Origin of the sequence: Pseudomonas sp. R84 (assembly GCF_009834515.1) — a bacterium.
GTDB lineage: Bacteria > Pseudomonadota > Gammaproteobacteria > Pseudomonadales > Pseudomonadaceae > Aquipseudomonas.
Window position 1 is genome coordinate 370,162 of the sequence record NZ_CP019426.1, and the last position, 19,334, is coordinate 389,495.

The 19,334-nt window shown below is 57.5% G+C and carries 20 protein-coding genes and 1 tRNA gene; 10 read left to right on the forward strand and 11 right to left on the reverse strand.

Annotation, left to right across the window (positions count from 1 at the left end):
• Nucleotides 1-2: 2 nt before the first annotated feature.
• The 10 genes from PspR84_RS01690 to PspR84_RS01735 are packed head-to-tail and all read left to right on the forward strand — an operon-like array spanning nucleotide 3 to nucleotide 9,567.
• Nucleotides 3-2,033: a phage tail tape measure protein gene (locus tag PspR84_RS01690; RefSeq protein ID WP_160054877.1), complete on the forward strand. Its 2,031-nt coding sequence runs from the start codon at nucleotides 3-5 to the stop codon at nucleotides 2,031-2,033.
• Nucleotides 2,030-2,347: a DUF2590 family protein gene (locus PspR84_RS01695; RefSeq protein WP_160054879.1), complete on the forward strand. Its 318-nt coding sequence runs from the start codon at nucleotides 2,030-2,032 to the stop codon at nucleotides 2,345-2,347. The genes PspR84_RS01690 and PspR84_RS01695 overlap by 4 nt, the downstream gene beginning before the upstream one ends.
• The gene (locus tag PspR84_RS01700; RefSeq protein ID WP_160054881.1) at nucleotides 2,344-3,519 is read left to right on the forward strand and encodes a baseplate J/gp47 family protein; all 1,176 of its coding nucleotides are present in this window, start codon (nucleotides 2,344-2,346) and stop codon (nucleotides 3,517-3,519) included. The genes PspR84_RS01695 and PspR84_RS01700 overlap by 4 nt, the downstream gene beginning before the upstream one ends.
• Nucleotides 3,512-4,036: a phage tail protein gene (locus PspR84_RS01705; protein ID WP_160054884.1), complete on the forward strand. Its 525-nt coding sequence runs from the start codon at nucleotides 3,512-3,514 to the stop codon at nucleotides 4,034-4,036. The genes PspR84_RS01700 and PspR84_RS01705 overlap by 8 nt, the downstream gene beginning before the upstream one ends.
• Before the next feature lie 8 nt (nucleotides 4,037-4,044).
• Entirely contained in the window at nucleotides 4,045-5,763 is a 1,719-nt protein-coding gene (locus PspR84_RS01710; RefSeq protein ID WP_160054886.1) for a phage tail protein, read from the forward strand.
• A 7-nt stretch (nucleotides 5,764-5,770) separates the two neighbouring features.
• On the forward strand, nucleotides 5,771-6,457 hold the full coding sequence (locus tag PspR84_RS01715; RefSeq protein ID WP_160054889.1) for a hypothetical protein: 687 nt from the start codon (nucleotides 5,771-5,773) through the stop codon (nucleotides 6,455-6,457).
• On the forward strand, nucleotides 6,454-7,377 hold the full coding sequence (locus PspR84_RS01720) for a hypothetical protein (protein WP_160054891.1): 924 nt from the start codon (nucleotides 6,454-6,456) through the stop codon (nucleotides 7,375-7,377). The genes PspR84_RS01715 and PspR84_RS01720 overlap by 4 nt, the downstream gene beginning before the upstream one ends.
• Nucleotides 7,374-7,916, forward strand: a complete 543-nt coding sequence (locus PspR84_RS01725; protein ID WP_160054894.1) for a DNA-binding protein — start codon at nucleotides 7,374-7,376, stop codon at nucleotides 7,914-7,916. Before PspR84_RS01720 ends, PspR84_RS01725 begins: the two co-directional genes overlap by 4 nt.
• Nucleotides 7,913-8,605 (forward strand): hypothetical protein, encoded by a 693-nt coding sequence (locus PspR84_RS01730; protein WP_160054897.1) that lies wholly within the window; start codon nucleotides 7,913-7,915, stop codon nucleotides 8,603-8,605. The genes PspR84_RS01725 and PspR84_RS01730 overlap by 4 nt, the downstream gene beginning before the upstream one ends.
• Complete coding sequence (locus PspR84_RS01735; RefSeq protein WP_160054900.1) at nucleotides 8,590-9,567, forward strand: hypothetical protein; 978 nt, start codon at nucleotides 8,590-8,592, stop codon at nucleotides 9,565-9,567. Before PspR84_RS01730 ends, PspR84_RS01735 begins: the two co-directional genes overlap by 16 nt.
• Before the next feature lie 26 nt (nucleotides 9,568-9,593).
• Here PspR84_RS01735 and PspR84_RS01740 read toward each other — a convergent pair whose 3' ends face one another.
• The 11 genes from PspR84_RS01740 to PspR84_RS01790 form a co-directional block, all read right to left on the reverse strand.
• On the reverse strand, nucleotides 9,594-10,553 hold the full coding sequence (locus PspR84_RS01740) for a DUF4238 domain-containing protein (RefSeq protein ID WP_160054903.1): 960 nt from the start codon (nucleotides 10,551-10,553) through the stop codon (nucleotides 9,594-9,596).
• A gap of 74 nt (nucleotides 10,554-10,627) precedes the next feature.
• On the reverse strand, nucleotides 10,628-11,908 hold the full coding sequence (locus PspR84_RS01745; RefSeq protein WP_160054927.1) for a Y-family DNA polymerase: 1,281 nt from the start codon (nucleotides 11,906-11,908) through the stop codon (nucleotides 10,628-10,630).
• Nucleotides 11,895-12,326: a translesion error-prone DNA polymerase V autoproteolytic subunit gene (umuD, locus tag PspR84_RS01750; RefSeq protein WP_160054930.1), complete on the reverse strand. Its 432-nt coding sequence runs from the start codon at nucleotides 12,324-12,326 to the stop codon at nucleotides 11,895-11,897. Before umuD ends, PspR84_RS01745 begins: the two co-directional genes overlap by 14 nt.
• 1,137 nt (nucleotides 12,327-13,463) lie before the next feature.
• Entirely contained in the window at nucleotides 13,464-13,910 is a 447-nt protein-coding gene (locus tag PspR84_RS01755; RefSeq protein ID WP_160054933.1) for a hypothetical protein, read from the reverse strand.
• Nucleotides 13,910-14,470, reverse strand: a complete 561-nt coding sequence (locus PspR84_RS01760; RefSeq protein WP_160054936.1) for a hypothetical protein — start codon at nucleotides 14,468-14,470, stop codon at nucleotides 13,910-13,912. The genes PspR84_RS01755 and PspR84_RS01760 overlap by 1 nt, the downstream gene beginning before the upstream one ends.
• Nucleotides 14,471-14,564: 94 nt before the next feature.
• Nucleotides 14,565-14,640 (reverse strand) — tRNA-Thr (locus PspR84_RS01765).
• A gap of 75 nt (nucleotides 14,641-14,715) precedes the next feature.
• The gene (locus PspR84_RS01770; protein WP_160054939.1) at nucleotides 14,716-15,552 is read right to left on the reverse strand and encodes an FkbM family methyltransferase; all 837 of its coding nucleotides are present in this window, start codon (nucleotides 15,550-15,552) and stop codon (nucleotides 14,716-14,718) included.
• A 345-nt stretch (nucleotides 15,553-15,897) separates the two neighbouring features.
• Nucleotides 15,898-17,133, reverse strand: coding sequence for a methyltransferase (locus tag PspR84_RS01775; protein ID WP_160054941.1), 1,236 nt, complete (start codon nucleotides 17,131-17,133; stop codon nucleotides 15,898-15,900).
• On the reverse strand, nucleotides 17,114-17,803 hold the full coding sequence (locus tag PspR84_RS01780; protein WP_007909164.1) for an ABC transporter permease: 690 nt from the start codon (nucleotides 17,801-17,803) through the stop codon (nucleotides 17,114-17,116). The genes PspR84_RS01775 and PspR84_RS01780 overlap by 20 nt, the downstream gene beginning before the upstream one ends.
• A complete protein-coding gene (locus PspR84_RS01785; protein ID WP_007909165.1) occupies nucleotides 17,804-18,496 on the reverse strand; it encodes an ABC transporter permease in 693 nt (230 codons plus the stop codon).
• Nucleotides 18,497-18,574: 78 nt separating this feature from the next.
• Nucleotides 18,575-19,324 carry an ABC transporter substrate-binding protein gene (locus tag PspR84_RS01790; protein ID WP_034153033.1) on the reverse strand — a complete coding sequence of 250 codons (750 nt, stop codon included), beginning with the start codon at nucleotides 19,322-19,324 and terminating at the stop codon, nucleotides 18,575-18,577.
• Nucleotides 19,325-19,334 lie beyond the last annotated feature (10 nt).

Below are 19,334 nucleotides of genomic sequence, written 5' to 3' on the forward strand. Positions count from 1 at the left end.
ACATGGCCGACCGTAGCGCTCGCCTGGACTTCATCCTGGCCCTGACCGACAAGGTCACTGCACCGTTGGGCAAGGTGAAAACAGGTTTTTCCGACCTTGCCGAGCAAAGCGAAAAGAACATCAAAACGATGGGCATGGGCTTGGCCGGTGTCACGGGTGCTTTCGTCGGCATCAACGAATCGCTGCAGCCTGCGCTGGAAATGAACCGCGCCCTGGGCGAGGTCAAATCCTTGGGCGTGGCCGAGGACGCGCTCACGGCGCTGAATCAAAAATCTCTGGAGTTCTCGGTGGCCTATGGTGAGAACGCTCGGGATTTTGTCGCTTCGGCGTACACGATCGAAGGCGCGATCAAAGGCCTGACCGGTAACCAGCTTGCCACGTTCACCAATACCAGCAACCTGTTGGCCAAGGCGACCAAGTCTGACGCCGAAACCATGGGCGCCTACGTGGGCACCATGTACAACCTATTCAAAGGCCAAGCCGATGCGATGGGCAAGGGCGAATGGGTTGAAAAGCTGGGCGGTCAGACGGCCTTGGCCGTGCAACTGTTCCGCACCGACGGCGCCCAGCTCAAGGACGCCTTCAAGGAAGTCGGCTCGATCGCCACCGCCGCCGGCGTGGACATCGCCGAGCAGTTCGCGGTCATCGGTTCGCTGAGCAGCACCATGGAAGGCGGTGATGCCGGCGGCCGCTACAAGGCGTTCTTCGAGAACCTGGGCGCCGCGTCCGAAAAGATGGGCATGAAGTTCACCGACTCCAACGGTAAAGCGTTGCCCATGCTGCAGATCATGGAAAAGCTGCAGGGCAAACTCGGCGACCTGACGAGCGCGTCGGCCAATACCAAACTGATGGAGGCGTTTGGTGGGGAGGGTGCGCAGGTGATCACGTCCCTGGCCAAGGACACCGATCGGTTGCGCAACGGCATGGACAAACTGGGCAAAGTGCGCGGCCTCGAGGACGCCGAGAACATGGCTAAAGCCATGGTGGACCCGTGGCAACAATTTGCTGCAGCGGTCGAAGCGCTGCGCATTGCCTTCGGCCAGGCGCTGATTCCGATCCTGACGCCGCTGATGGCCAAGCTTTCCGGCATCGCTGGCACCATGACCCGCTGGACCCAGATGTTCCCCAACATCACCCGTGTAATCGGCATCGTCTCTCTGACGATCCTTGCGCTTATCGCCGCGATGTCATTGCTGACGTTCGCAGTCGGCGCCGGCCGTATGGCGTGGCTGGCCATGGTCACTGTCTGGAAGGTGGTGCAACTGCTCAACCTGCGCGCCGTGGCCGGTTTCCTTCTGCAGGTGGCCGTCATCGCGCTGTACATCGCTGGCCTGACGATCCTTTACACCACCATGGCGCTGATTCGCGGCGCGATGATGCTCTGGCAAGGCGCGATCTGGCTCGTCAACGCGGCCATGCTGGCCAACCCGGTCGTGTGGATCGTGATCGGCGTTATGGCCTTGGTCGCCGCGGTGATCGCCGCCGTTGTGTACTGGGACGAGTGGACGGCCGCGCTGATGAACAGCGAAGCCTTCAAGTGGGTCAGCGACCAATTGACCGCGCTGTCGGAGTGGTTCGCGTCCATGGGTGGCTGGAGTGGCATGGCCAAGGGCGCTTGGGATGGCATCGTCGCGATCTTTCACAAGGCGATCAACAGTCTGATCGAGATGCTGAACAAGATCCCCGGCGTCGACATCGAGACCAAGTTCGGCGCAATGCCAGAGGTGCCCGGTACTGAGATCGAGACCAAGATGGGCGCAATGCCCCAGGTACCCGGTACCGACACCGGCGTCAACGCTGTAGACGGCGCTGCAGCGGCGAAAAAGGCCCAGCAGACCATCAACGCGGCTATTCCCAGCCTGTCGCCTGTGCGTCCCAACGCCGTGCCGCCGGGTGGCCTGCTGACCAGCATTCAGAACAACAACAGCAGCCAAACCAAGGGCACCCATGTGGAAACACTGAACATCAATACCGCCAAACCCATGACCCCGCTGGAGCTTGAAAACATGATGAGCATGGCGGTGCCGGGATGAGCGAATACATCGACCTGCTGATCCACGACAACGACCTAGTGCTCGATCCGTCCCGCCAGCCCGAGCTCATCGATGACCGGGCCAGCATCGCTCAGGACATCGCTCACATGATCCGCGACAGCGGCCTGCTTGTGACGTTGGTAGCCGAGCGCAATCGCCTGAGACAGCGCGACTGCATTCAGCAATTGGAGCTGCTGGTCGAGGCGGACGAGCGCCTCGTCCCTGGTACGGCACTGATTACCCAGCTTGAGCCTGGGAAGTTCCTGGTGACGGCCACAACTCTGAAATTCGGCAATATCGAGGTGACGTTGTGAGTGACGTGGATTTCAAACAGGCCTTGTCCGATGCCGGCATTCCGACCACTGAGTCCGGCCTGCGCCAGGCGTGGGAAGCGGAAGTACTAGCTCAGGGCAGCAAGCTGAGCAACACCAGCACCTGGTCGCCGTTCTGGCGGGTGGTCACCGCATTGGTGACCAAACCCGTGCTGTGGATCCTCGACTTTTTTGTCGCCACGGTACTGCCGAACTTCTTCGTCAAAACCGCCGTAGATGCTTGGCTCGACATGCTGGCCTGGGGTGTGAATGTCGAGCGCAAGGGTGCGACGAAAGCCAGCGGCCTGTTGCTGTTCACCCGTGTCGCCCCGGGCGGCGCGCTCGAGGTCGCGAAAGGCACAGTGGTGCAGTCCGCCGCGATCAATGGCCACGTTTATCAGCTGGTGACGACGGCGGTCGGGACCTTTACCGATGGCCTGATGCAGTTGCTGGTACCGGTCGAAGCGGTGGATGTCGGCAGCGGCTACAACTTGGCGCCCGGCTATTACGCCGTGTTGCCAGTGCCGATTCCAGGTATCGCCCAGGTCGTCAACGCGGACGGCTGGTTGACCACGCCAGGCGCTGACAGGGAGCCCAACGATGAACTGCGTCTGCGCGTGCGCAATCAGTTCTCGGCGGTTAACCAATGGCACACCGACGCGGTGTATCGGGCAATGATTTCAGCGTTCCCGGGCGTGCGTCCGGACGGCGTGTATTTCGAGCACGGCGCCCCACGGGGGCCGGGCAGTGCCAACGCCTTTGTGCTGTTCGATGCCGACGTGCCGGCAGCGACGTACCTGCAGCAAATCAACTCGCATATCCGGGACCAGGGCAACCACGGCCACGGTGATGATCTGCAGGTGATGGTCATGCCAGAAACCCAGCACACTTTGCGAGTGACCCTCTGGCCGCGCTCCAACCTGAGCGATGCCCAGCGGCAAACCCTGCAGGACGAAACCGCGCTGTTCATCCGGGCGGCGTTTCGCGAAAGCACCGCCAGCGACTACCAGCCGACGCTGACTTATCCACAGTCGCGCTTTTCATTCAGCCGGCTGGGTGAAGAGCTGCACCAGCAATTCCCGGGGATCGAGTCGTTGCACTTCGACAACGACGACATCCTTTCAGAGCTGAACATCCCCCGGATCCAGAGTCTGGAGGTGCTGACCAATGATTAAGCTCGAGCTGAAATTCTGGTTGGCCGGTACCGAGCTGACCAAGCTGAAGGACGCAGCACAGTCCTGGTGGGGCAAGGTCGAGGGCTGGTTGCGCTGGCCGCTGCTCCAGCTGGACGCTGACACCTGCCATTTGACCGTGCTCGATTTGCTGGCCTGGCAGCGCGACATCACGCGCTTCAAAGGCGAGCCTGAAAGCTTGTACCGGTTGCGCGTTAAGTTCGCCTTTATCAACGCGGTTGACGCGGGCAGCACCGCCGGGATGAAACGCATCCTGCAGCGCCTGGGCGTCGGCTACATCGAGATCGAGGAACGGATGCCCGATCGGGATTGGGACGTGGTGCTGCTGCGTTTTTCCGACACCCAGCTTTCACAGAACCCGGAACTGCTGCGGGTTTTGATTCAGCAATACGGCCGCACCTGCCGTCGCTATGACTTCGTGACCATCACACCGGTGCCGTTTCGCATCGCCCTGGTCGATTTCAACGATGACCAGCAAACGCTGGTCGCCAGCCTTTAGGAGCCCTCATGGGAGCCAGTATTACCCTTGCGGGTGAAAGCCTGATCGCGCAGAAACACGCCGCACAGTTAGGCCTTGACGTCACGCGCTTCATTTTTGCCAATGTGCCCGGGCTTGACCCGAGCGGGCCGGTCGATCGCGCCGCGCCGAGGCCTGCCGCCGAGCAGATCGTTCACGTTTACGACATTCCCGAAGAAAACGCCGGCTATGTGAATCCCAACCAGGTGGTCTACAGCTCGCAGATCGGCTCCGACGTTGGCGACTGGGACTTCAACTGGATCGGATTGGAGACGGCCGAGGGCGTGCTGTTTGCTGTTGCGTACGTGCCGCTGCAGATCAAGCGCCGCAACATCCCGCCACTGCAGATCGGCAATAACCTTACGCGCAATTTTCTGGTGGCATTCGACGGTGCCCAGGCGCTGACCGGTATCACGATCGATGCAAGGACCTGGCAGCACGATTTCACCGTGCGTTTGACCGGAATCGATGAGCGTGAGCGTCTGAGCAATCGCGACATTTATGGACGTGCCTGTTTCTTCGCTAACGCGCTGAAACTGGAGAAAGTGGGTAGCGCGTATCGACTTAATCCCGGTACAGCCTATGTTGAAGGCATCCGGCTAGTGCGATCGGTTGAGCTGCCGGTGGTGCCTCCTTCGTTTCCCACGATCGCGTGGCTAGATGTCGCTTTGCAACGCGAATTGAATGACGTCGTGTTCAGCTGGAAAGTGGTATTTGCCGCTGATCGCCCGGACTACACCGACAATGCCGGTGCTCGCCATTACTGCGTGGCCATTGCCGATTTACCTAACTCCAATACAGTGACTGATCGCCGTTCGGTGGAACCCATCAACGGGTCTTTGGTTCAGCACTTCGCCATACGCAACGTCGTCACCCGGCTAAATGTCGACTCAACGCTGACAGGTTTGAATCGCGGTCTCGTCTTGGTTGATTCTACAGCCGGTCCTCGTACGATCAGGCTGCCGGTCTCAGATAACGAGCTTGGTGTTGTGGATCTGATCATTCGCCGTGTGGATAACGGCAGCGAGCGGGTGGTAGTTCAGGCATCCGGTGCCGACAAAATCAAATTTCATACACACCTCAACGCCGCCGGGTATGCCTTCTTAGTGCTAATGGGCGCCGGTGATTGGTGGCACCTGCGCAGTGACGGTGCGGGCAGCTGGTGGCCGATCAGTCGCTATGACAGTACGCCCGTTGGACGTCCGGTGTTTGAGACGACAACCCTGTTCAATCCTGGAGGGTATGGCGCACTCAATGGCCCGTTGTTCAACCGGGCTGAATGGCCATGGCTGTGGGATCACGCCCAACAGTCCGGCATGCTGACCACTGAGGCAAACCGCACTGGCATGGAGGGCGGCTGGACCAGTGGCGACGGTGCGACGACGTTCCGAGGACCTGAAGCGCGCGGCGGGTTTTTCCGTGTGCATGATGCCGGGAAAAATGTTGATAGCGGCCGTGTTGCGGGCAGTTTGCAACAGGATGCCTTGCAAAACATCACCGGTACGTTGGGTGACTTTAAAGCCAACTCCACGCCTTCTGTGGCTAACACCGGCGCCTTCGCTTTTATGGCGGGCGCCACTCAGTCCAACAGCGTCGGCACCTACATTGACCACCAGCGGCTTTCGTTCGATGCCTCCCGCGTGGTCCGTACCGCCGCTGAAACCCGTCCCCGTAACCTGGCCTATCCTGGCCGAATCAAATTGATTTGAGGTGTCCATGAATCTCTACCTAGCTGACGACATGGGCATCTTGACCGGCCCTGTGCATTTGCCTGTGGTGCCAGGTCTGGGGGTACAAATCCCAGGTAACGGCATGCAATTGAGTGAGCTGCTACCGGAGCCACTCCCTGGTCAAGTCTGGGCGCTTGTCGACGGTGAGCCTCAGCAAGTGGCCGATCATCGCGGCACGCTGTATGAAATCGATACCGGTGCAGAACTTCAATATCACCAGTTGGGTGATGTGCCCAACGGATATACAAAAGCGCCGAGGCCCTCACCGGATTATCACTGGCAGGCGGGGCAGTGGGTTATCAATCTGCAATCGGTACATGCAGACGCCGAACGGCGAATCAATGCTGACTGTCAGGCCGCTATCACCGCCGGTTTTTTCTCGTCCGCCCTAGGTGCCGCGCACCTATATAGCAGCCAGCTTGATGACCAATTGAACTTGGCCGGCGTCGTTTTGACAGGACTGGACACCCTCTACGCCTGCCGCGACATCCACGGTGTCAGGGACTTCAGACCGCACACCTTCGCGCAGATTCGTCAGGTGGGTGACGACTTGACTCTGTTCAAGCAGCAGTTGCTACAAAAAGCCAACACTCTTAAGCAGCAGCTCGATCAGGCGCTGATTGCCGACGACTGCGATGCGCTAGAGGCCGTCACTTGGAGCGCTCAATCGTGAGTTGGGCACCGGTGACGATGCGCTGGCCTGAGCAGTCCACCCAGTGGATGGATGGACTCAGCGCGGCCAAAGATCTGGCAACGGGTGAGCTGGCCAGCACAGCCCTGCGTCTTGCCAGTCTCGATGGATTGGCTAGCACCAACCCTGGGCCGGTCGGCGATGTTGCAAAAGAGGCTATTGCCGCTGGGCGCGCCGAGCTGGCCAAACAGCTGGGAGAGGCACCGGTCTGCTTGGTAGTCACACCGTTTCAAAGTGGTGTTGGTCAGGGTCGTGGAAATCAGCGATTCCTGTCAGCTCCGAACCTGCTGCAGCGGCTGGCCGGCAAACTCATTGACGACACTGACACTACGCGCCCGACCGGGCCGCAGTACGCGCTGTCACTGATGTTCTTGGGCACCAATTACGCCCAGTTGGCCGCCACGCTGTCGCGCTTCAATGCGCTGCTACCGATCCCGGATTTGGTGCGCACTGAGCGTCGGGCCGGACATCTATCGACGCTAGAGACAGACAAGTGGGTTGTCCCCAGTTCTGGCCCGCTGCCGCGTTGGCAATCGCTGCCGCTTGAGCGCTGCACATTGGTTAAAGCCGCGAAGCAATCTATGTCGGGCCAACTGGCGGTGCTTGAGAGCTACGCGGCGGACAGTTCGCCGATGGCCGATCTGGCAGCGCTGGCCACACGCAAAGCGGCGCAGCAGCAGGGCCGGGATCAACAGCTGAATGACCTCAAGGCGCTGCTGGCCGGAGGCTCGGCCGACACCAGCATGCGCGCACGTCTGATCGGTCCGGGCGACGTCAATGAGCTGCGCCGCTCGCTACTCGAGGGCGAAGCACCGGGTCATGAGTGGGTGCTGTCTGTAGGCGTGCTACTGGTGGGGTCGCTGGAAGGCTTGAGCTTCGTACGGGAGCTGGTCGGCCTATGACGCTATTACTCGACGGCGAGCAGGTCCTGGGCAAGCGGATGAAGATCACCGCCAACCTGCGCATTGAAGCCGATGACATGTCTGGCCAGACCAGCAACACCGAGACTGCCCACAAGGGCTTCAAGCCTAAAACCCTAGCGGTGTCGCTGATGATCCCCTTTGTTGATGCGGTGCAGATGCGCACGATCATGCGCTTGGCCGAGGCCACGGCCGGCGGTGGTCAGCTCAAGATGTATCGGATCGTCAACGATACCGCCGCCGCGTTCGGCATCCGTGAGGTGCAGTTTTCGGACGGTGTCAGCGCCCGGGAAGACGACACGCTGGCCGCTTGGCTGGTCCAGTTCACTCTGTCGGAAAAAGCCTCGAACCCTGAGAAGGTAGAGCAGCGACGGGCAGCGAACGGCGCCAGTGCTCAGTCTGCACCTGGTCAGGCGGTTGGTGGAACGAACGCCGATGGCAAGTCTGGGGAAGGTCAGGAATTGAGCGGTTTTGAGAAAACTCTGAAGAAGCTGGACGACTACCTGGCGCCCAAAACATGAAGCTGCATAAGGTTCTGACGATCGCCGGCCAGGTCTACCCGCTGATCAAGGACGAAGTGCGCCTGGACATCAAAAGCCCTGGCCGTGCGACGTTCACGGTGCAGGCCGGTGAATCCTTGAAAGGGCTGGTGATGCTGGATATCGGCTACAACGAGCGCACGCTGCAGCGTCACTTCCTTGGCTACGTCGAACGGTCGACCGCCGCCAACAGCACCCAGCAGTTGGTTGCCTGCCGTGAGCTGTCCTCGATCCTGGCCAACCCGTTACCGCTGAATCTGCGTCACGTCGACCTGCAGGCGGTACTGGCCGAGATCAGCGAGAAGACCGGGCTGGGCTTTCGGGTTCCGGACAAGGCTTACGCAAGGGTCAAAGCGCCGTATTTCTACAGCCTGGCGGCGGGCTATTTAGCGATGGACAGTCTGGCCAACGTCTTCAACATCCCCGACTTCATCTGGCAGCAGCAGGGCGACGGTGAAGTGTTTGTGGGCAGTTGGGCCGACAGCTTCTTCGGTACCCGCACTGCGCTGCAGCTGCCGGTCGAACTGTTCGACGGCTACCAAGGCAATCAAAGCGCGGTGATCGCGCCCCTTCCGGGGCTTCGACCAGGCGCAACCATCAACCAGGGCGAACGGATCACCAGCGTGACGCTCGCCGGCAATCAAATGGCGATCAAATGGACGACGCAATAAAGCGCAGCGTAGCGCGCCAATTTCCTGAATTGAGCGGCGGTTACCACCTGCCGCGCTTTGGCCGCGTGGTCGCGGTACCTGATGCGCCGGCGACGCCCGGGCTGTGTGACGACTTCCGGCCGCGCTTTGGCGTCGACGTCGAAGTGCTGCTGGCCGATGGCGAGCCTGATCCGGACCTGCCGATCCTCGAAGGCCTGCCATTGCCGGCACCGATGGGCGGGCAAGAAGCGGGGATGTTTGGCTTTCCGGAGGAGGGCACAACGGTCGTGATCTGTTTCGCCTATGGCCTGCCGCACAAGCCGTTCATCACGCAGATCCTACCGCACGGTCTGAGCCTGCCCCGAGTGCCGAAGGGCGACCAGGTGTGGCAGCACAGCGAGGCGTGCCAGCAGCGCGTCGACGCGGATGGCAACTGGCTGCGCCAGACTGATGGCAAGATCCAGGACAAGGCGATCGAGCGCGAGGTCGAAGCCCTGGACAACACCGAGGCATTCCAGAATCACACCAGGACGGTGGACGATCATTCGACCGAGTCAGTGGGTGGCATCAAGAAGATTGAGGCGCTGGGCGCGCTCAAGCTTTTATCGGGTGGATCTGCGAGTCTGGCGGCGGTCGATGATCTGCACCAGGCGACCGGTCGGGATCTGAACGTCGTCGTGGGTCAAAAGCACAACGCCACGGTAGGCGGTGACATGCAGGAGCGGATCGAGGGGTTGCGTAAAAGCGTGGCAGGCGCCAGCCAGCGTTTGCAGGCGCCGAAGAACTGGATCGGGTCCGAAAGCGTGAACCTGTTTCAAGTGGTCTGTGACACGCTTGATTTGCTACAGCAAATGAATACACAGCTAGCGGCGCACACGCATGTGCCTGGGCCGACGCCGAGTCCAACCGATGCGGCAGCATTCACTGCCAGAGCGGCTAAAGCTCTGACTTTCTCCACGGTGCTCAAACCGATCACGTTGTAAAGTGCATCCGCAAGTCTCAATGTTGGTTACCGTTTCCAATATGTTACGTGCCGACGTGTTTGAAGGACGGATTCTAAGGTTGAGCCATATACGGTTTCGCCACACGTCTCGGCCACGCATTTGTTTAAATGGGCTACATCGTCAGCAGTGACTTTTTCTTTCAAAAGAAAATAGTCTTCAGAGTCACAAATCATATATCCATGTGTAGGTGATAGCGGGTAATAAAGGTCTAGCTTTTCTGGAGAGGTATCCGGAGCTGTTGCCTTCATGCACGAATGTACATTAACAACTGGTCGGTCGCTTGTGATAAATGGGGTGCCTGTTTTATTTTCGATGAGAAAATGCCTGTCTCTAGGTGTTTCGAGCAAGGCTTTACCCAAATTTATCCCTAGCATGTAGCTTACGCACCACCAGTTTCGCTTCATCGCATCCGTGAACTGCTCCGGTAAGTTACTCTTTAAAGAGGCTGCGAGGGACTTGTCGCGAACAGTCTTCGTTCGAACCAGCTGCTGGGCAATATAAAAGCAAAACTTAGATCTATTGAGCTGATCGGTCAAACCATCTGTATTGCCCTGCCTTAACTCACTGATAATCGGCCAAGAGTCTCGCTCGATACCGCCGTGTAAATTTTCTAGAATATTATATTGAAGGATTTGAGACGGGAGATCGGTATCTAAATTGAAGTTTTTAGCTCTAGCTTTGAGCATATTCGATACAACAATGAAATTGTTTAAAAAAGCCATGTGCAAAGATTGCAGGTCTTCACTTGCAAGCTTCGATAGCGACCGAATGTACAGTAGGTCATCTTCGTTGAAAGAAGATATTTTATAAAATCCTAGTTCTTTGGCCAGCCCTCTTACGCTGTCAGTCGCAGGTAGCCCTTTTTTCGAAATATAATGAATGTTGTCGCGGGTTGCCCATGCCTTTAAATAGCGAGCCCAAACATAGTGGTGCTTACGTTTAACTTCGAAATCTTTTGGCTTCATAAGCATCCTGCGCAAAATTCTGAGTGGGGAAGAGCAGCATATAGCAGAGGGTGATCCAATTTACGACCGTTGTATCAGCTCGATTTCACGACCCAAAGCTGGTCAAGATTAGTCGTAAAGCTTTGGCTCATCATCTCCCGCCGCATCCCCCAATCAGGCGTTGCCGGAACGCTGCCGGCGCGCAACGTTCCCCGGCCCCATCGCTGATTGATCTCATCCAGCACACTCATAACTTTCTCGGCCGCTTGTGGTTGCGACTGGGCGAACAGGTCATCCGTAAATTCTCCGGGTTGCCGCAGATCCATCAACAGTACTTCGGCCTTGCTGTATTTGAAGCCCGGCCGGAAAAGCCGGTTGACCGCCTCGGTCGCGGCTTTGGTCAGCAGCCTTACATCGTTGGTCGGATAAGGCAGTTCCACTAGCGCGCCATTGGCGTACTTGGCTTCCTCCGGACTGAACATGCCGGTTCGGATGCTGACGCGCAGTTTTTTGCACAGGGAGTTCTGCGCCCGCAGCTTTTCCGACGCACGCTGCACGTAGGTGGCGACCGCTTCTTTGATCGGCTCTATGGTTGTAAGGCGCTTGCCGAACATGCGACTGCTGCAGATCTCCTGCTTCGCCGGTTCCGCCTCGGTGAGTTCCAAGCACGACGTCCCGGTCAGCTCGCGGGCGGTCTTTTCGATCACTACGCTGAACTTCTGCCGAAGCGTCCACGGATCGGCTTTCGCCAAATCCATCGCTGATCTGATTTGCATTGTTTCTAGATGCGTTTTCATGCGACGGCCGACGCCCCACACCTCGCCTACGTCCGTGTTTCGCAGCACCCAGTCGCGTTTGGCCGGGTCGCAGATATCGACGACGCCACCCGTCTCCGCCTGCAAGCGTTTCGCTGTGTGGTTGGCAAGTTTGGCGAGGGTCTTGGTGGGAGCGATGCCGACACCAACCGGGATTCCCGTTCCTTTGTAGACGGCGGCGCGGATCGTTCTGCCAAATGTGGTGAGGTTACCGGGAATGCCGGTCAGGTCGGCGAAGGCCTCGTCGATGCTGTACACCTCGACGGTGGGCACCATGGATTCGATGATGCTCATGACCCGTTCGCTCATGTCGCCGTACAGTGCGTAATTGCTGCTGAATACCTGCACGCCGTGCTTGCGCAACACGTCTTTGATCTGGAAATACGGCGCGCCCATTTTCACGAATGGCTTGGCGTCGTAGCTGCGCGCGATGACGCAACCATCGTTGTTGCTCAGGACGACGATTGGCGTCTTTGCCAAGTCCGGCCGGAACACGCGCTCGCAGCTGGCGTAGAAGCTGTTGCAGTCAATCAGGGCAAAGACCGATTCACGACTTGGCATGATCGCGCACGCTGTATGTCACCACGCCCCAGATCAGCAGCTCGTCACCCTCCATCACGTAACGCGGTGGGTACTTGGTATTTGCGGACATCAGGATGATGGTGTTATCGCGAATGTGCAGGCGCTTGCAGATCGGTTCTGCGTTGAGACCAGCGATGACGATATCGCCGTGCTCGGCGGTCAAACTGCGATTGACGACCACCATGTCCCCGCAAAATATGCCGGCCCCTTCCATGCTGTCGCCCTCAATCTTTGCCAAATAAACGTGCGGCGCTCGGATCTCGAACAGCTCGTCTAGGGAAATGTGCTTTTCGATGTGATCGGCCGCCGGCGAAGGGAACCCGGCAGGAATTCGAAAGGAATAAAGCGGGAGCTTTTCGCCACCCTCCGAAAGCGGGCCAACGATAGTGACACTCATGATGGGAACCTGATGAGAAATTGACTGTATACCCATACAGTAAGCGCTCAGGGGTAGCCACGGTCAATCTCGTGTGTAGAACATTTCGACGGGTGACACAATTTCACTTGATGCGGCGCCTTACGCGACATTATGAAAAATGCCACGATTAATAAAAAAATGAATAAAAAAGCACTTATCCCCCTCCCGCCAACGGGCCTTGCGTCCGTTTTTTGTGCAAATGCGGAATTAGTGCAAACGAAGCTGCAGCCCAGGCGGGCTGTAGGGCTCTGCGGTCGATCGTCCATTGCACAGCGTGCAAAGTTTTGAAGGGAAATGCAGTGCGTTTGCACAGCGGCGCCCGGATTGATCTCGGGGGCGATATCGCTGAGGTGCCCGGTTTCAGTGGGCGAGATCTTGTAAAACGTGGGATTGCGGGCATTTTTTGATTTTCGATCAATCTTTTTTTGGCGGCACAGAGCAATGCGAACGGGCGCACACCGTTCGGCTACAACGCCCGCCAGTCGATCGCTGTAGCCCGATCCGAGTGGGTAGCTGAGCTTTCATGCGACTGCACTCGATTTCGACCAGGTAAGCAAGGCAGATCCGATATCCGAAAATGGCCATGGTGAGTCTGCAGATCTGTTTTTTGGGGCTCTCAGATGGCCATTCCCAGTTGAGGGCTGGGGAAAAGGTAATTTTGGGAATTTGGTAGCGAGGGAGGGGTGTAAGCCCTGTGTGACGTGGCTTTGAGCGATTACCAAAGAAGGTAATTTGGGGTAATTGAAAAGGTAATTTTTTCGCAAGCCACTGATTTTAAAGGCTTTTACAAGGTTAGGATCTGACTATGGTAAAGGGTAATCTGATTACTAGAAAATTACCCTATTATTACCTTTAAGACATTAGCCTAAGCCTTTGATTGAAAAGGCTTTATCTGCCTATTGAAAATCAAATTACCAAAATTACCTTTTCCCCTTGGCTCAACATAAAACGGGAAAGGAAAAGTGCGGCCCCGAGCACAAGACGCGTGTGTGGATGTGGCCAGCCCTTAGTCGACTGATGCCAATCTCGACTGGTGCTACCTCACATCTCATGAGGGACTCAGAAATTGAGAGGGGAGATGGGGCCCCCCTCGCTTTCAGCTGTTGATGCAGGAACTCAAAAAAGTCGATGCTGAGTCAGGTTGGAAGGGCCTTGGTAGGAAGGCTTGGGCGCCGCAGGCGTGCTTAAACCATTCATCCTGATAAGCATGGGTACCAGCGCCCTGTTCTGAAATATGGTGTGATCTTTGCCCCAATGGATGCTAATCAATCTGGGGGAAATTGAAGATCCGGCTGAGGGGAGGCCGTTCGGATGAATGGTGGTATTGCCACTTGCCGTGTATACGAATAGCCAATCGCCAGGGTTCACGAAACCATTCCCAAACCAAAGCATGTGATCTTTGATAGGCGAAGTCGATCCGTCTGCGGCAGGTAGGCCAATGAAAAGGCAATATTCCCCGAGGTCGCATGGTTCCTTCACATAGATTCCGATGCGCTCCATATTGGGCACACCATGATCGAAAACATTGATTATTTGCAGGCTGGTGATCGTGTCAAAAAGCATCAGCGCTTCCCTCGACTGGGTATGAAATTAGCCAGGAGTAAAATTCCTGCAAGACCGAAAATGAGAAAAGACGAGATGGGATCTTTTTTGAAAACATCAACAGCAATGCCGAAGAAAAACGGGCTGACAAATGTGCAGCCACGCTGGAGTAAGCCCATCCTGAAGTCCGAACGAATTTGTTGTTCGAGCCTTACTCTTTCCGTTTTTTCTTCGTGGAAATTGGCTAGTGCTTCATCAAGCTTGGATTGAGTATTTTCAGCCAAGGTTTTAGCGCGATCTCTTTCAATAACGAGATCATTCACCCAGGCGTCAAAAATGCGAGCGCTGTGAGCACCACCAAAACTCTTAGGGTTCTCAGCAGCCAATCCTCGGAAAGTCTTCGGCAGAAGCTCTCCTGATAGAGGCGGGCTAGAGTCTGGTGGGATGTCGAACGATCCGATCGTTTGACTTCCGATTACACCGTTTTCGTTAGGATCTGGAGCGTCAGTTATTAGATTCATCGCCATTCCCTGGAAATGGTTGATCTGACTGAAAAGGTCTTTGACCTCGCCGGCGCTCACAGGGGGCACCTGATAGGTAGGGTCGTTGTTACGTCGCTTGTTACGTCTTTCAGATAAACAAAAGGCCTGCATCGCTGCAAGCCTTTGTTTTGTATGGTGCCGGCACCAGGAGTCGAACCCGGGACCTACTGATTACAAGTCAGTTGCTCTACCAACTGAGCTATACCGGCGTGTGGGCGACGATTATAGCGATTGGGAAGATCCTGTAAACCCCTGAATTCAGACTATTTTTGCATTCGCTCGAATCAAGCCCTGCGCAGCACATTTCGCAGCGTTTGCACCGCCTTCAATGTGCGGCTGTTTTGCAGGGCTGCCAGTTGCGCTTCGGCCTGTTCGGCGCGTTGCAGAGCGTTGGTCAGTTGTTGGGCTGTGTCGACTTCGCTGGCGCTGATCGGGTGGGCGAAGGCGTGGCCTTTGCACAGTTGGAAGTTGTCGAGGTTGCACGGTGGAATGTCGAAAGCCGGTTTGAGCTGCATGTATTCGTCGGCGAGGAACCAGGTGTTGAGGCCGTCGAAGAGGATCGCTTGGTAACCGGCGTCGGTGACCAGCGGTTCCCAGGTGTGGTCGCGCTCCCATGGGGTTTCGATGACTATGATCCAAGGACGGAAACGAGTGAAGTCCATGCCGCGCAGGACGCTTTCTTCGTGGCCTTCGACGTCGATTTTCAGAAAGTGGATCGGCCGATCGGCGGCATATTGTTCGCAGATCGACGTCAGCGTACGGGCCTTCACGGTGAGGCTGCGCACGTCCATGCCTTGATCTTTGTGGAACTGGGCGATCGCCGGATCGGCTGTGGACAGGCCTGTGTCGGGGATGGCGTAGAAGGTCATTTCGCCAGGCTGGTCGCTGGCGATGCATTGCACGGTGGCGTCGCGCGGGCGTTGCTGACAGAGGGCGTCGTGGTAGTTCTGCATCGGTTCGACGTTCACGCCTTGCCAGCCGTGGTCATAAAAGGCTTTGGTGACCGAGTCGTGATGTGGATCGTTGGCACCGACATCGATGTAGAAGCCGTGTTCGACTTGCTTGAGGGCACGCCACAAGCGGACGTCTTCAAAATTCTGCGCATAAGAAATGAACGTCACGGTCGCTTCCTGTCGGTCTGATTGTTCTTGTTTGGAGGTGCGCTAGCGGCACGCTGTGGACTTGTATAGCAAGGCTGGCGATGCGCCGCAATTATTCGCTTCGAACTGGTGAATTTCGGCGGTTATGTCGTTTTGATTGGCGGCTTATGCACAACCGGCTGGCACGAAACCGTGCTTAGGCGGTTATTTGTGGACTCGTTCTCATTTTGTTCGCAAATCGCTGTTTTATTGGTTTTTTATCAATATGAACAAAAAATGACCAGCGCTGTGAAAGGCTCGAAACAGGCATGGATATTGGATCCACGAAGAATTCATCAACAGAGTTATCCACAGGGAGTCGATGATTTATTCGTGTTCGGCCAACAGCAGCAGATTACGTGGTGTGAGGGCTGTTTCGCAGAAGGTGCCGAGGCGTACGACGTAGCCTTGTTCGACGAGGAAAAGCGCTCGATCCAGATTCAGCCAAAGCTCCAGCGGCCGTCGGAACAATCCGCGAAGCAATTCCAGATTGCGAACTTCGGCCAATCGCTGCCAACCGGCTGCTTCGAGTGCGGGCCAATCTGGCGCACCGATTGTGGATAACTCTTTGAGCGTAGCCAGATCTCGACAGTAATCAGCGAACCGTTTTTCCAGCCAGGCGCTGGGTAGGGAGGGCGTCGGCAGGTATTCGTCGACGCCGCGCACTTGCCGTTGCAGTAGGTCAAAGGCCAGACGACGGGCCATCGAAGTGTCGCGCTGACGTCGGACGCGAGCACCGGCGGTGACGGTTTCGCTCATCGGCAGTGCCAGATCTTCCAGCGAGAGTTGTAGGAGCGATGCCAGTCCGGCGTGGGACAACGGCTGATATTCGCTGCGACTGATGCGGTTGTAGCAGCAGGGCGCAATCGCCATTCGTTGGCAACCGGCAGCACTGGCCAGTTGCATCAAGCGCACATGCAGATCGCCACACGCATGCAGGGCGACGGGCGTGTGAGCCGCGCTCAATACAGCAGAGGCATCAGTCGCCAGTACGTCTTGCTCCACATGCAAAGCATGCAGATGATGACGCTGACTCAACGCCTGTCCGCTGGCGACCAATTGAGGATCATATTCAACGCAAGTCAGTTGCTGCCCCGAACCCAACAAGCGCCGCCCCAAGTGTCCCTTGCCCGAGCACCAATCCAGCCAGTGCGTCGGCTGAGAAGCAAAGGACAAGCGACTGGCAAACGCCTCGATCTGCTGCCACTTGCGCCCCGGCACATCGACATTCAGTCGATGGCCCGCAGGTTCCAGTGCATGTCCCGGCAACTCACCAACTGCACTCAACTCAGCCGACAACGCCGCCAATGAAGCAAACGGCTCCGGCGCATCAACAAGATCAGCAGGTTGGTTGTGAGCGTTTTCCGCGTCTTCCAGCGACCGTCCGCGTAGCCACAAGGCCAGCTCCGGGTAGGACGCTTCCCAATCAAGCGAAAGATGAGTGAACGGTCGAGGTTTCCACAGCGCCTGATGCTCAATCAAAAAAGCATCCAGCGCCGTGAAGCGGGCGAGTAAGTCCTCGTCCGTCAGCACGTAGGAAGTATCAGCGCCCTTGGCAGGCATCGACGCGCAGCCAGCGTTCCAGCAGCTTGAAGCCGCGTACCAGCACGTAAGCCATCAGCAGATAGAACACGCCAGCAGCGAAGAAGATCTCCACCGGCAAGTAGGTGCGGGCAATGATCGTGCGCGCCATGCCGGTCAGTTCCAGCAGAGTCACGGTGCTGGCCAGCGCACTGGCCTTGAGCATCAGGATCACTTCGTTGCTGTAGGCCGGCAGGCCGATGCGCGCGGCACGCGGGAGGATGATGTAGAACATCGCTTTCGGCTTGGACATGCCCAAGGCCCGCGCCGCTTCGATCTCACCCGGCGGAATCGCCTGAATTGCCCCGCGCAGAATCTCGGCGATGTACGCCGCCGTGTGCAGTGTCATGGTCACTGTCGCGCACCAGAACGGATCGCGCAGGTACGGCCACAACGCGCTTTCACGCACCGCGTCGAACTGCGCCAGTCCGTAATAAACCAGGAACAGTTGAACCAGCAACGGCGTGCCACGGAAAAAGAAGATGTAGGCGTAAGGCAGCGAGCGCACGTACCACAGCTTCGAAGAGCGGGCGATGCCCAGCGGAATCGCCAGCAGCAGACCGGCGATCACGGCGATGGCGACCAGTTCCAGCGTGAGGGTCGCGCCCTGCGCCAGTTTCGGCAACCATTTGATAATGACTTCCCAGTTCATTTAAGCGCTCCTCGCAAAGCCGCGAGCGGCGCGTTTTTCCAGGAAGTGCATGCCGGTCATCGCCAGCACGGTCAGGCCCAGGTACATGATCGCGGCGACCATATAGAAGGTGAACGGTTGTTTCGACACGGTTACGCCGATTTGCGCGTGACGCATGATTTCTTCCAGACCGATCACCGAAACCAGCGCTGTGTCTTTCATCAGGATCATGAACAGATTGCCCAGGCCGGGCAGGGCAATGCGCCACATCTGCGGCATGATCAACCGGGTGAAAATCCGCCATTTCGACAGGCCCAGGGCCTGGCCGGCCTCACGGTGGCCTTTGGGAATGGCGAGAATCGCGCCGCGAAACACTTCGGTGGCGTAGGCGCCGAAGCACAGGCCGAGGGCGATCACACCGGCGGCGAAGGCGTTGAGCTGCAGGTCGGGGTTGCCGAAGAACTCACCGAGGGCGCGCATCAGGTTGACCGTACCGAAGTAGATCAACAGCACCCAGAGCAATTCCGGAACGCCACGCACCAAGGTCGAATAAGTGCCGCCAAGCCATTGCAGCGGCTTGTACGGGGAAGTCTTGGCCAAGGCGCCGAGCAGGCCGAGCACCAGTCCCAGGCACAGGGCGGTGAGAGCCAGTTGGACGGTCATCAGCGCGCCGGCAGCGAGGGCCGGGCCGAATCCGTAGAGGTCGATAATCATGGGTTTCTGTTCAAATTGCGGCAGGCAAAGTCGGGAGCCGGCGCCGTTGCATCACGGCGCCAGTCCCACAGGTCAGGATCAGTAGATGCTGAACGGGAAGTACTTGTCGTTGATCTTCTTGTAGGTACCGTCGGCGACGATTTCCTTCAGGGCAGCGTTCAGCTTCTCACGCAGAGGGTCGCCTTTACGCACAGCGATGCCGATCTTGTCGCTTTCTACGACCGGGTCACCTTTGAACTCGTAGTTCTTGCCAGCGTCGCTTTTCAGCCAGTCATAGTTGGCGTACTTGTCGGCGAGAATCGCGTCGACACGACCGGAAGTCAGGTCGAGGTAAGCGTTTTCCTGGGTGTCGTAGAGGCTGACCTTGATGTCATCGGCGTAGGTGTCTTCCAGCCAGGTGCCGGCCAGTGTTGCACGCTGGGTACCGATGGTCTTGCCTTTCAGCGAGTCCTTGTCAGTTTTGAAGTCGACGTTTTTCGGGGCGATGAACTGCAGCTTGTTCGAGTAGTACGGGTCGGTGAAGTCGACCGCGCCTTTGCGCTCTTCGGTGATCGACAGCGAGGAGATCAGGAAGTCGAACTTCTTCGCGTTCAGGGCCGGAATGATGCCGTCCCAGTCGGAAGTGACCACGGTGCACTCGACTTTCATCTTCGCGCACAGAGCGTCGCCGATGTCTTTGTCGAAGCCGACCACGTTGCCGCTGGCGTCTTTGTTGTTGAACGGCGGGTACGCCGCTTCGATGCCCATCTTCAGGGTTTCAGCCATGGCACCGGCGCTGAACGCGAGGGTGACGGCGGCGGCCAGGAAGACCTTCTTGAAATTCTGCATGCATGTTGCT